General features: G+C 71.5%; 11 protein-coding genes and 1 pseudogene. 5 read left to right on the top strand and 7 right to left on the bottom strand.

The features are described from left to right. Positions 1-2: 2 nt before the first annotated feature. Positions 3-431: an RNA-binding S4 domain-containing protein gene (locus AB0N81_RS08040; RefSeq protein ID WP_365356686.1), complete on the top strand. Its 429-nt coding sequence runs from the start codon at positions 3-5 to the stop codon at positions 429-431. Positions 432-433: 2 nt separating this feature from the next. On the opposite strand, the gene AB0N81_RS08035 is transcribed toward AB0N81_RS08040, so the two are convergent. Both AB0N81_RS08035 and AB0N81_RS08030 read right to left on the bottom strand, forming a co-directional pair. Further along, positions 434-1,126: a class I SAM-dependent methyltransferase gene (locus tag AB0N81_RS08035; protein WP_365357010.1), complete on the bottom strand. Its 693-nt coding sequence runs from the start codon at positions 1,124-1,126 to the stop codon at positions 434-436. A gap of 55 nt (positions 1,127-1,181) precedes the next feature. Beyond that, positions 1,182-2,183, bottom strand: coding sequence for an acyltransferase domain-containing protein (locus AB0N81_RS08030; RefSeq protein WP_365356685.1), 1,002 nt, complete (start codon positions 2,181-2,183; stop codon positions 1,182-1,184). A 45-nt stretch (positions 2,184-2,228) separates the two neighbouring features. Here AB0N81_RS08030 and AB0N81_RS08025 point away from each other — a divergent pair, with 45 nt between their 5' ends. Then, on the top strand, positions 2,229-2,489 hold the full coding sequence (locus AB0N81_RS08025) for a DUF6343 family protein (protein ID WP_365357009.1): 261 nt from the start codon (positions 2,229-2,231) through the stop codon (positions 2,487-2,489). Positions 2,490-2,511: 22 nt separating this feature from the next. Here AB0N81_RS08025 and AB0N81_RS08020 read toward each other — a convergent pair whose 3' ends face one another. The 3 genes from AB0N81_RS08020 to AB0N81_RS08010 form a co-directional block, all read right to left on the bottom strand. After that, entirely contained in the window at positions 2,512-2,874 is a 363-nt protein-coding gene (locus tag AB0N81_RS08020) for a tetratricopeptide repeat protein (RefSeq protein WP_365356683.1), read from the bottom strand. Between the two features lie 147 nt (positions 2,875-3,021). After that, positions 3,022-3,621 carry a dephospho-CoA kinase gene (gene coaE / locus AB0N81_RS08015; protein WP_365356681.1) on the bottom strand — a complete coding sequence of 200 codons (600 nt, stop codon included), beginning with the start codon at positions 3,619-3,621 and terminating at the stop codon, positions 3,022-3,024. A gap of 60 nt (positions 3,622-3,681) precedes the next feature. Beyond that, complete coding sequence (locus AB0N81_RS08010) at positions 3,682-4,620, bottom strand: PAC2 family protein (RefSeq protein WP_365356679.1); 939 nt, start codon at positions 4,618-4,620, stop codon at positions 3,682-3,684. Between the two features lie 197 nt (positions 4,621-4,817). Between AB0N81_RS08010 and AB0N81_RS08005 the strand changes: the two genes are divergently transcribed. After that, positions 4,818-5,780 (top strand): right-handed parallel beta-helix repeat-containing protein, encoded by a 963-nt coding sequence (locus AB0N81_RS08005; RefSeq protein ID WP_365356677.1) that lies wholly within the window; start codon positions 4,818-4,820, stop codon positions 5,778-5,780. A gap of 156 nt (positions 5,781-5,936) precedes the next feature. Here AB0N81_RS08005 and rpsA read toward each other — a convergent pair whose 3' ends face one another. Then, the gene (rpsA, locus tag AB0N81_RS08000) at positions 5,937-7,448 is read right to left on the bottom strand and encodes a 30S ribosomal protein S1 (RefSeq protein ID WP_365356675.1); all 1,512 of its coding nucleotides are present in this window, start codon (positions 7,446-7,448) and stop codon (positions 5,937-5,939) included. A gap of 355 nt (positions 7,449-7,803) precedes the next feature. Between rpsA and AB0N81_RS07995 the strand changes: the two genes are divergently transcribed. Both AB0N81_RS07995 and hrpB read left to right on the top strand, forming a co-directional pair. After that, a complete protein-coding gene (locus AB0N81_RS07995) occupies positions 7,804-8,625 on the top strand; it encodes a class I SAM-dependent methyltransferase (RefSeq protein WP_365356672.1) in 822 nt (273 codons plus the stop codon). A 4-nt stretch (positions 8,626-8,629) separates the two neighbouring features. Next, positions 8,630-11,181: pseudogene (gene hrpB / locus AB0N81_RS07990) on the top strand (ATP-dependent helicase HrpB). Here the strand turns inward: hrpB and AB0N81_RS07985 are convergent. Then, the gene (locus AB0N81_RS07985; protein WP_365356670.1) at positions 11,178-12,176 is read right to left on the bottom strand and encodes a DUF3068 domain-containing protein; all 999 of its coding nucleotides are present in this window, start codon (positions 12,174-12,176) and stop codon (positions 11,178-11,180) included. The pseudogene hrpB and the gene AB0N81_RS07985 sit on opposite strands and share 4 nt — an antisense overlap. Positions 12,177-12,194: the final 18 nt, after the last annotated feature.

Below are 12,194 nucleotides of genomic sequence, written 5' to 3'. Positions count from 1 at the left end.
ACATGGCTTCGGAGACTTCAGCGACAGGGGGCGGCGGGGCGGGCGGCGGCTCGGCGGGCGAAGGCTCGGTGCGCGTCGACAGCTGGATCTGGTCGGTCCGCCTCGTCAAGACCCGCTCGGCCGGCGCCGCCGCGTGCAAGGGCGGTCACGTCCGGGTCAACGGCGAGCGCGTCAAGCCCGCGTACGGCGTGCACGCGGGCGACGAGGTGCGGCTTCGGCACGCGGACGGCAGGGAACGGGTCGTCATCGTGAAGCGCCTCATCCGCAAGCGCGTGGGCGCGCCGGTCGCCGTCGAGTGCTACGTCGACAACTCACCGCCCCCGCCCCCCCGTGAGGCGGTCGCCCCCGCGGGCATCCGCGACCGGGGCGCGGGCCGCCCCACGAAACGTGACCGCCGCGAGATGGAGCGCCTCCGGACGCCGAGGCCCTGACCTCAGCCCACCGGGACCGCCCGCACCCATGTGCCGTCCTCCGTCAGGTACTTGTCGACTTTCAGGCCCGCCTCCGCGAGAGCCTCCTCGAACTGCTCCGGGGTGAGCGGGCGGGCGCGGAACGTCTGGGTCCACACGGCGTCCGGGAAGACGTACTCCGCGCGCACCTCGTTCACGCCGTCGCCGACCGGCTCGGCCGAGACGATCCGGACCGTGTAGCCGCCCGGGTCGACGCGCTCTCTCGGCAGGTTCGTGTGGTAGTCCTCGCCCTCCCGCTGGATCAGTACGCAGCCCTGGTCCGTGACGTGCTTCCGGCAGGCCCGCAGGATGCCGCGCCGCACCGCCCTGTCGCCGCTGTGCACGAGGAACGAGGCGAGCATCACCACGGGGAACTTCTCGTCCAGGTCGAGTTCCTCGATGGGGCTCCGCACCGTCCGCACCCCGCCGTCGAGCTCGGCGACCTTCTCCAGCATCTGCGGGGACTCGTCCACGGCCGTCACCCGGAAGCCGCGCTCCAGGAGCGGCCGGGTCACCCGTCCCGCGCCGCTGCCCAGTTCCAGGATGTGCGCCCCCGCCGGCACGGCACCCTCGATGACATCGGGCTCCTCCCCCACGGACAGGCGCGTGTACAGCTCGACCGCGCAGCCGTCCGGCGTGATCGCGCCGGGTCCCGTTCCCTCGTATCCCTCACGCATCTCCAGGTTCATGCCCGGCCAACGAAGCCCGTCACGGCGCCGTTCCCGGGCGTCCTCACCGCCCGGCCGCCTCCAGCGGGAACCAGCCATGCCCTCCGTACCAGTGGCCGCCCGCCCTCAGATGGTCGCCGACGGCCCTCTCCACCCTGGTCCGCCTGGGCAGTTCGGCCACGGGAAGGTCGCGGTCGCCGAAGACGAACGCGACGGGGTCGCCGTCCTGCGGCCGAGACCCACGGTCTTCGGCCAGGCGGAATCGCCGCTGGAAGCGGACGATGTTCGAATCGGCGGGCAGGTGGTCCCTCAGCTGCGGGTCGAGCAGCCAGGAGTGGCAGACGGCTGTCTCATAACGTTCCTCCGGGAAGTGGCGTGCGAAGAACTCCCGCGCCAGGGAGATCGACCGGTCGCAGGCCGCGGGCGTCAACGACCCCCGGAAGTCGGTGATGTGGACGTCCAGGCAGGGGTCGCCCGGTCCTGCCGGGTGTCCGGCAGCGGCCGCCGCGCCGCCCATGCGCTCGTCGAGGACCGCACGCTGGAACTGCAGCCGCCCCAGCTGGTAGAGCTCGCCGCGGAAGTGCAGGCCGTGCCACCCCGGTACGAGGAGGCCGCGCCCGCCGCGCGCCCTGCGGTGCACCGCCATATGGCGTCCGAGGTCGGCGAGGGTGCGGCGCGAGACGTCGTCGGGGATGCCGCGGCCGCGGTGGTACGCGCGCACGTGCTCCAGCGCCGCCACGTACACGTACACGAAGAAGCAGCGCCCGAGCTCGCCCCACGCCTCGGGCAGCGCAGGGAGGTGGCCGCCGCGGCCGACCGTCCCCATGTCGCGGACGACGGCGTCGACGCAGCGGTCGAGCAGCCACCGCGCCTCCGCATCGGCCCACAGACGGCCGCGCAGCGCCACGAGGGGGTTGATGTCCTCGTGCGGCACGGCGAGGTCGAGCAGCACCTCCGGCAGCTCGTCGGCGTCCGGAAGCACCGCCTCGGCCCGCGGCTCCCCCGCGCTCTCCAGGTCCCGGAGCCACGCGGCGAGCTTCTCGTCGGACCTGAGCGCTTCCAGCACGTTCCCACCCTCTTTATCCTGTAAAGGAGGAGATGACCTCTCATGATGCGCACAGGCAGTGAACCGGTGACCGCGCGCAGCCCCCTGCGGATGCGCCTGTGGTTCAGCGTATGGGGCCTGGTCTGGGCGGCCTTCGGGACCGCCGCGTTCGCCCTCACCGGGCGGACCGGGTGGGCGGTGGCGTGCGGGGTGCTGCTGGTCGTCGTCGCCGCCGATCTCGCGTGGGTGGTGCACCGGATGCGCCAGGGCCCGCACTACCAGCCGGGCAGGGACGTCCCGCCGTACGACCCGCCGCACGCCCCCTAGTCCGGCCCTCGCCCTCGTCGGCTCAGTCGTCGAAGCGGGCCGCCGCCAGGTACTCCGGCTGCGGGTCCAGGGCGGCCGCGAGCCGGAAGTGGCGGCGCGCCTGCTCGGGCCGCGCGCCGCGCTCGTAGGTGCGGGCGAGCGCGAAGTGCGCGAAGGCGTTGTCCGGCTCACGCTCCAGGACGATGCTGAACTCCAGCTCGGCGGCGCGCAGTTGCGCGGCGGCGAAGAAGGCGCGCGCCCGCAGCAGGCGGGCCGCCGTGTTCTCGGGGTGGGCGCCGATGACGGTGTCGAGCAGCTTCACCGCGCCGCGCGGATCCCGGGCGGCGAGGAGCTGCTCGGCCGCGCGGAAATCGATGACATGAGTCTCCGGGGTTATTTCGGGCACGCCGGACTCCTTCCCTCGCTTCCCCGTGTCAACGCCCGCCGCACCCCTGCCTATTCCGTACTCGCGCCCCACGCGCGCGGGCAGCCTCGGCACACCGCACCGACCCGCCCGCCTCAGCTGTGTGCCCGCCTCAGGCGTGTGCCCTTCTCAGGCGTGTGCCCTTCGCGTGAGGTCCGCCCACACCTCGCCGACCCGCTCCGCGAGGCCGTCCAGCGCGCCGTCGTTGTCGATCACGATGTCCGCGACGGCCAGCCGCTTCTCGCGGGTCGCCTGCGCGGCCATCCGCGCGCGGGCGTCCTGCTCGCTCATGCCGCGCAGCCGCACCAGGCGGTCCAGCTGGGTCCCGGGGCTCGCGTCGACGACGACCACGACGTCGTACAGCGGCGCGAGGCCGTTCTCGGCGAGCAGGGGCACGTCGTGGACGACCACCGCGTCGCCGGACGCGGACTGTTCGAGCTCGGCGGACCTGGCGCCGACGAGCGGGTGCACGATCGAGTTCAGGACGGCCAGCTTCTCCGCGTCGGCGAAGACGATCGCACCCAGCTTCGGCCGGTCCAGTGAGCCGTCCGGAGCGAGCACGTCCGGCCCGAAGGCCTCGACGACCGCCGCCAGTCCGGGAGTTCCCGGCTCCACCACCTCACGCGCGATCTTGTCCGCGTCGATCAGCACGGCACCGGACGCGACGAGCAGTCGCGACACTTCACTCTTGCCGGCGCCGATACCGCCGGTCAGGCCCACTTTCAGCATGACCGGCAGCTTAGGGCCTGTCCGTGGGGCGGGTGCCCGGCCGGGTGCTGGGCCCCGGCGTCACGCGTCGCCCTCCCGCTCGGCGAGGAAGCGCTCGAACTCGCGGCCGATCTCGTCGGCGGACGGGATGTCCACCGGCTCGGCGAGCATGTTGCCCCGGTCCTGCGCACCCGCCGCCGCGTCGTACTGGTGCTCCAGGCCCTGGACGAGCGCGACCAGTTCCTCGTCGCCCTCCTGGATCTGCCGGTCGATCTCCGTCTGCGTGCGGTGCGCCTCGGTGCGCAGTCCGTGCGCGACGGTGGGCAGCACCAGGCCGGTGGCGCCGGTGATCGCCTCCAGGACCGTGAGGGCCGCGTCGGGGTACGCGGAGCGCGCGATGTAGTGCGGGACGTGCGCGGCGACACCCAGCACGTCGTGACCGGCCTCCAGGAGGCGGTACTCCACCAGGGAGGCCGCGCTGCCGGGCACCTGGGCCTCGTCGAACGGGCTGCGGTGGCCCGGCACCAGGTCGGTGCGGTTGCCGTGCGGGGTGAGGCCCACGGGCCGGGTGTGCGGGACGCCCATGGGGATGCCGTGGAAGTTCACGGAGAGGCGCACGCCGAGCCGCTCCACGATCTGCTGGACGGCCTTGGCGAAACGCTCCCACTCGATGTCGGGCTCGGGCCCGGAGAGCAGCAGGAAGGGCGCGCCGGTGGCGTCCTGGAGGAGGCGGACGTCGAGCGTCGGCACCTCGTAGTCGCTCCAGCGGTCGCGCCGGAAGGTGAGCAGCGGGCGGCGGGCGCGGTAGTCGACGAGCCGGTCGTGGTCGAATCGCGCCACCACCTGCCCGGGAAGGCCGTCCGTGAGCCGCTCGACGATCTGGTCGCCGGTTTCGCCCGCGTCGATGTAGCCGTCGAAGTGGTAGAGCATGACCAGTCCGGCCGATTCCTGGGCGAGCGCCATGTCGACGACGGCGAGGCCCTTCGGCTCCCATGCGTACAAACCCTGCGGATCAAGCACTGTGACCGCTCCTCCTCGTGTTCGTAACGGAGAACGCACGCAGGGCCACGCGCATTCCCGCGTTCAAGCTCCTTCGCGGCCCGGACTAGTCCATACCTTGACGCGGACATGCCTCACCTCTACGTTCGCAACGTTCATATGAACGCCCTGTGTTCACGTACGAGAACCTCTGATCTCGACGGGAAGGTCACCCCCACATGCGCTCCCGATACCCCCTCCTCGCTGCCCTGCTCACGGCGGCCGCCGCCACAGCGATTCCGACCGCGACCGCCTCCGCCGCAGCGCCCGCCCGCACCATCGAGGTCTCCACTGCCGCCGAACTCAAGGCGGCGCTCACCGAGGCCTCCCCCGGCGACACGATCCACCTCGCCGACGGAACGTACTCCGGGAACTTCAAGACCACCGTGGCGGCGAGCGCCGGCTCCCGCATCACGCTGACCGGTTCGCCGAAGGCGGTGCTCGAGGCGGGCGGCGGCTACGGCCTGCACCTGAACGGCGCCGCGTACTGGACGGTGAAGGGCATCACCGTCACCGGCGGCCAGAAGGGCATCATGATCGACTCCGCGAGGGGCGTCGTCCTGGACACCGTCACGGTCCACGGCCTCGACATGGAGGGCGTCCACTTCCGTAAGTCGAGCCGCGACGGCGTGATCAAGAACTCGCGCATCCACGACACCGGGAACGACGGGCGCGGCATGGGAGAGGGCGTCTACGTAGGCACCGCCAACACGCTCTCCGACAAGAGCGACAACGTCCAGATCCTCGGCAACACCATCGGCCCGGACGTGGGCGGCGAGGCGGTCGACCTCAAGGAGGGCACCACCGGCGGCAGAGTCGCGGGCAACACCTTCGACGGCAAGGGCCTGACCGGCAACCACTACGACGACTCGTGGATCGACGTGAAGGGCAACAACTACGTCATCGAGAACAACACTGGCAGGAACACCACGAACAACGGCTACGAGACCCACACCCAGCAGTCCGGCTGGGGCTGCGGCACGGTCTTCCGCGGCAACAGGTCGACCCTGACGGGCGCGACGGGCGACAAGCGACTGGCCATCAACGTGACCAACCACAGCGACAGCTGTAGGACGACGGTCTACGCCAGCAACACGGTGACCGGCGGCCGGGGCCTGACGAACATCCCCGTCACCCCGTAGGGGGCAAGTCCCGCAGGGGACGAGCCCTGCAGGGGCGCGGGGAACTGCGCGCCCAGCCCCCACAGACCCGCACCCGAACCAAAACGCGCTGCGGGCCCGCACCCCCGAAGGGATGCGGGCCCGCAGTGTTCAGCTACAACCGCCTAGAGGCGAGCCTCAGCTCTGGCCGCCGGCAAGCTTCTCGCGAAGCGCGGCGAGCGCCTCGTCCGAAGCCAGGGCGCCGGAGTTGTCGTCCGACTCCGAGGAGTACGAACCGCCGCCGCCACCGCTGGACGCGGCCGGAGCGGCGCCGGCCGGAGCCGCCGCACCCTCGGCCTCGGCCTGGGCGTCGGCCTCGCGCGACTTGATGACCTGAGCCTGGTGCTGCTCGAAGCGCGTCTGCGCCTCGGCGTACTGGGTCTCCCAGGCCTCGCGCTGGGTCTCGTAGCCCTCGAGCCAGTCGTTGGTCTCGGGGTCGAAGCCCTCGGGGTAGATGTAGTTGCCCTGGTCGTCGTAGGACGCGGCCATGCCGTACAGGGTCGGGTCGAACTCGACGGCCGACGGGTCGGCGCCGAAGGACTCGTTGGCCTGCTTCAGCGACAGCGAGATCCGGCGACGCTCGAGGTCGATGTCGATGACCTTGACGAAGATCTCGTCGTTGACCTGGACGACCTGCTCCGGGATCTCCACGTGGCGCTCGGCCAGCTCGGAGATGTGGACCAGGCCCTCGATGCCCTCGTCGACGCGCACGAACGCACCGAACGGAACGAGCTTGGTGACCTTACCGGGAACGACCTGCCCGATCTGGTGCGTGCGGGCGAACTGCTGCCACGGGTCTTCCTGCGTCGCCTTGAGCGACAGGGAGACACGCTCGCGGTCCATGTCCACGTCGAGAACCTCGACGGTGACTTCCTGGCCGACCTCGACAACCTCGGAGGGGTGGTCGATGTGCTTCCAGGAAAGCTCGGACACGTGGACGAGACCGTCGACGCCACCGAGGTCCACGAACGCACCGAAGTTGACGATCGAGGAAACGACGCCGGAGCGGACCTGGCCCTTCTGCAGGGTCGTGAGGAACGTCTGGCGGACCTCGCTCTGGGTCTGCTCGAGCCAGGCACGGCGGGACAGGACCACGTTGTTGCGGTTCTTGTCCAGCTCGATGATCTTGGCCTCGAGCTCCTTGCCCACGTAGGGCTGGAGGTCGCGGACGCGGCGCATCTCGACGAGGGAAGCCGGCAGGAAGCCACGGAGGCCGATGTCGAGGATGAGACCACCCTTGACGACCTCGATGACGGTACCGGTGACGATGCCGTCTTCTTCCTTGATCTTCTCGATCGTGCCCCAGGCACGCTCGTACTGAGCGCGCTTCTTGGACAGGATCAGACGGCCTTCCTTGTCCTCCTTCTGGAGAACCAGGGCCTCGATCTCGTCGCCGACCTTGACGACCTCGTTCGGGTCGACGTCGTGCTTGATCGAGAGCTCGCGGCTCGGGATGACGCCTTCGGTCTTGTAACCGATGTCGAGCAGGACCTCGTCCCGGTCGACCTTCACGATGACGCCGTCGACGATGTCGCCGTCGTTGAAATACTTGATCGTCTCGTCGATCGCGGCGAGGAAGGCTTCCTCGTTACCGATGTCGTTGACCGCTACCTGCGGGGTGGTGGCGGTGGTCTCGGTGCTGCTCGTCATGTGGGTTAGGGCTCCGGTACGGACATTGAAGTCGTAGGTACTGCAACGCCGGGAGCCGATTTCGCTCTGCAGAAGCCGGACAGCCTAGGAAGCGCGACTTCCGCGAAACGGAAGGCGCCTCGACAACCGAGGGGACATACAACAGACGCGAGCGCAGCCTGCTATGTCTGAGGAGCGCAGGCTCGCAGCGCAACTTGTAGCATACGGGGGCAGCCGGAAAGGGTCAATGCGCGAAGGCGCACACCCGGGGCGGATCGCCACATATCCGGCACAAAACCTGTCGCCTGAGGCCACACGGGCCGTACCGCGCCCCCTTCGCGCCGAGGTTCGACGGAAGACACGGAAGATTACGACGATGGAGCCGATCATCCAAGAGTCCGACCTGCCCGAGCCCGAGGCCACCAGGCGTGACGCCGACGTCACGGAGAGCAGCCGCGCGAACCGCGGCTGGTGGGACCGGAACGCGGACGAGTACCAGATCGAGCACGGCACGTTCCTCGGGGACGACCGCTTCGTGTGGGGGCCCGAGGGGCTCGACGAGGTGGAGGCGGAGCTGCTCGGTCCGCCCGAGGACCTCAAGGACAAGGACATCCTGGAGATCGGCGCCGGCGCCGCGCAGTGCTCGCGCTGGCTGGTCTCGCAGGGCGCCCGTCCCGTGGCGCTCGACCTCTCGCACCGCCAGCTCCAGCACGCGCTGCGCATCGGCGGGAACGTACCGCTGGTGCAGGCCGACGCGGGAGTGCTGCCCTTCAAGGACGGCTCCTTCGACCTCGTCTGCTCCGCCTATGGCGTGATGCCGTTCGTGGCCGACCCGGTGCAGGTCCTCGAGGAGGTGCGCCGGGTGCTGCGGCCCGGCGGGCGGTTCGTCTTCTCCGCGACCCACCCGATCCGCTGGGCGTTCCCGGACGAGCCGGGTCCGGAGGGCCTCTCCGTAGCGGCCTCCTACTTCGACCGCACTCCTTATGTGGAGCAGGACGACGAGGGCTACGCCGTATACGTGGAGCACCACAGGACGATCGGCGACCGGGTGCGGGACATCGTGGCCGCCGGGCTCCGGCTCGTCGACATCGTGGAGCCGGAGTGGCCCGCCTGGAACACCCAGGAGTGGGGCGGCTGGTCCCCGCTGCGCGGAAACCTGATCCCGGGGACGGCCATTTACGTGTGCGTACGAGACTGAGCGGGTGATCCGTAACCACGCAGCTCTGGACCTTCCCGTACGTGACGCGCTGCCCGGTCTCTCCGCCGCTCTGGAGGGGCCGGGCAGCGCGGTGCTCTGCGCGCCGCCCGGCACGGGCAAGACGACGCTGGTGCCGCTGGCGCTCGCGGGCCTGGTCGACGTGCCGGGCGCCCATGACGGCGTACGTCGCGTCGTCGTCGCAGAGCCGCGCCGGATCGCCGCCCGGGCCGCCGCGCGGCGGATGGCGTGGCTGCTCGGCGAGAAGGTGGGCGGGAGCGTCGGCTACACCGTGCGCGGTGAGCGCGTGGTGAGCGCGTGGTGAGCGCCTCCACGCGCGTGGAGGTCGTGACGACGGGCGTCCTGCTGCAACGGCTGCAGCGGGACCAGGAACTCGCCTGCGTGGACGTCGTCATCCTCGACGAGTGCCACGAACGGCATCTGGACGCGGACACGGTGGCGGCGTTCCTGGTGGACGTGCGGGCGGCGCTGCGGCCCGAACTGCGCCTGGTGGCGGCGTCCGCGACGACCGACGCGGAGGGCTGGGCCCGCGTCCTCGGGGACGCGCCCGTGGTGGAGGCGCGGGGCACCGCGCACCCCGTGGAGGTCGTGTGGGCGCCGCCGGGGCGCGAGGTGCGGCCGCCGCACGGGATGCGGGTCGATCCGGCGCTGCTGACCCATGTGGCGTCGGTGGTGCGCAGGGCGCTGGCCGAGCGGGACGGGGACGTCCTGTGCTTCCTTCCGGGGGTCGGCGAGATCGCGCGGGTGGCCGGGCAGTTGACGGGCCTCGACGGTGTGGAGGTGCTGCAGGTGCACGGGCGGGCCCCGGCCGCGGTGCAGGACGCGGTGCTCGCCGGGTCGGACGGTCGGCGGGTGGTGCTCGCCACCTCGGTGGCGGAGTCGTCGTTGACGGTGCCCGGGGTGCGGGTGGTCGTGGACTCCGGTCTCGCCCGGGAGCCGCGGGTCGACCACGCGCGCGGTCTGAGCGCGCTGACGACGGTGCGGGCCTCGCAGGCGTCGGGGCGGCAGCGGGCGGGACGGGCCGGGCGTGAGGCGCCGGGCGCGGTGTACCGGTGCTGGGCGGAGGCCGAGGACGGACGTCTGCCGCGTTTTCCCGCCCCCGAGATCAAGGTGGCCGACCTGGCGGCGTTCGCGCTGCAGGCGGCGTGCTGGGGCGATCCTGACGCCTGCGGGCTCGCCTTCCTCGATCCGCCGCCGGGCGGCGCGATGGCGGCGGCGCGGGACGTCCTGGTGGCGGTCGGCGCGGTGGAGGCGGGCACGGGCCGTGCCACGGAGCGGGGCACGCGGATGTCCCGGGTGGGCCTGCATCCCCGCCTGGCGCGTGCCCTGCTGGACGCGGCGCCGCTCGTCGGCGCGCGCCGGGCGGCGGAGGCGGTGGCGCTGCTGAGCGAGGAGCCGCCGCGTGAGTACGGCGACGACCTCGCGGGCGCCTGGCGGTCCGCGCGGCGCGGCCAGGATGCCTACGGGGCACGGTGGCGGGCCGAGGCCAGGCGCCTCGCCTCGGCCGCGCCCGGCGGGTCCGCCGAGGGCGGCGGCGGCAGCGACGAGCACGTCGCCGGTCTGGTGGCCGCTCTCGCGTTTCCGGAGCGGGTGGCCCGGAGGGTGGGCGGCGGCACGTACCTCATGGCGGGCGGGACCCGGGCCGAGGTGCGGCAGGGGTCCGCGGCGGCCGGGGCCCGGTGGCTCGCCGTGGCCGTGGCCGACCGGCCGGTGGGCGCGGGCCACGCGCGCGTGCTCCTGGCCGGGCACATCGACGAGGACGTCGCCCGCGCCGCCGCCGCACCGCTGTACTCCGAAGGTGACGACGTGGCCTGGAGCGGCGGCGAGCTCGTGGCGCGGCACGTGGAGCGGCTGGGCGCCGTGGAGTTGGCCGTACGTCCTCTGAAGAAGCCCGATCCTCATCTGGTGCGTCAGGCGCTGCTGACCGGGTTGCGGGAGGAGGGGACCGGGCTCCTGAAGTGGTCCCGGGGGGCGCGGGAGCTGCGGGAGCGGCTGGCGTTCCTGCACCGCCACGTCGGGGCGCCCTGGCCCGACGTATCGGAGAGCGCCCTGCACGCGCGCGTGGACGAATGGCTGGAGCCCGAGCTGTCGCGGGCCCGGCGCCGGGCCGACCTGGCGGGGATCGACGCCGGGCAGGCCCTTGGCCGGCTCCTGCCGTGGGCGATGGGCGAGGCCACCCGCCTGGACGAGCTCGCTCCGGAGCGCCTCGAAGTGCCGAGCGGGTCGCGGATCAGGGTCGACTACTCCGACCCGGAACAGCCGGTCCTCGCCGTCAAGTTGCAGGAGATGTTCGGCCTCGCCGAGACGCCGGGGATCGCGGACGGCCGCGTACCGGTGCTCGTGCACCTGCTGTCGCCCGCGGGCCGCCCCGCGGCCGTCACCGCCGACCTCGCCTCGTTCTGGCGGAACGGCTACCGCGCGGTCCGCGCCGACCTCCGCGGCCGCTACCCGAAGCATCCGTGGCCGGAGGACCCGGCGGCGGCCGAGCCGACCCGGTACACCAAGGCCCGTCAGGCGGAACGGGGCGGCGGCTCCTAGGCGTTGACCGGTTCCGGTTCGGGGTCGTTCTCCGTGGTCGGCGCCGGGTCGCCGGGCCTGCGGCTGCGGGCCTCAAGCCAGAGGGAGAGGGCCAGGAGGAGGATGCCGAGGGTCAGGAAGCCCCAGGGGAGGTACGACGTCAGCAGGAGGACCAGGACGCGTTGGGACTTGACCAGGTCGACGGTGTCCTTGATGTAGTCCTCACGCATCTTCACGTGTCCGGAGAAGACGGTGACCTTGTCGCGGTCGCCCAGGAGGGTGCCGCCGCGGAGTTCGTTGTTCTGGATCTCCTCTCCGTAGACGGGTGCTCCGGTGGTCGGCTCGACCCAGAACTTGCGGACCGTGGTGTACCAGCGGGTGGTTCCGGTCTTGGCGAGGGACTCCGGAGTGATGCCTTTGACGGGCATCGTCTTGGGGAAGGGCACCTTGGTCCAGGGGATGGTCTGCTCGAAGTAGTAGACCTTCAGGCCGCGGAAGTTCTGGGTGCCCTTGTAGTGGATGGGGCGGGTGATGCGGGCCTGCGCGTCGAAGTACTCGTAGTCGCGCTTTTCGGTGAGGAAGGGCCACTTGAACTCGATGCCGTCGCGTTTGACCGGGTCCCCGTCGACGGCCTCCCCTGTGGCGTGCACGGGTTCCTGGCTGTGCGCGTCGAAGATGTAGCGCTCGGGAATCTTGGAGACCATCTTGCCGTCGGCGTCCTGGACGTAGGAGAGGGCGTCCCAGACCACGACGTCGCGGTCCGCCGTCTTCTCGATCTTCTCGGAGGCCTCCACGTTGCCCTTGAGGGTCTGCACGATGGTGACCTTGTCGATCTTCTCGGCCTTCATGGAGCCGTAGTCGATGAGGGTCGGTCCTTCCGCCTCCAGGACCGCCTCCTGGTACTGGCTCGGCGGGATCTTCGCGAGCCGCGGAAAGGCGTACCAGCGCATGAGCGGGGACATGGCCGTGCAGAACACGGCGAAGGCGAGCAGGACGAGGCTTGCCTTGCGGCGCATCGCGGCGGCCCTCCCTAC

Source organism: Streptomyces sp. NPDC093510, from assembly GCF_040683555.1.
Taxonomy (GTDB): Bacteria; Actinomycetota; Actinomycetes; order Streptomycetales; family Streptomycetaceae; genus Streptomyces.
Note: the sequence above shows the minus strand (reverse complement) of the source record. Positions and strands in the feature narration are given on the sequence as shown.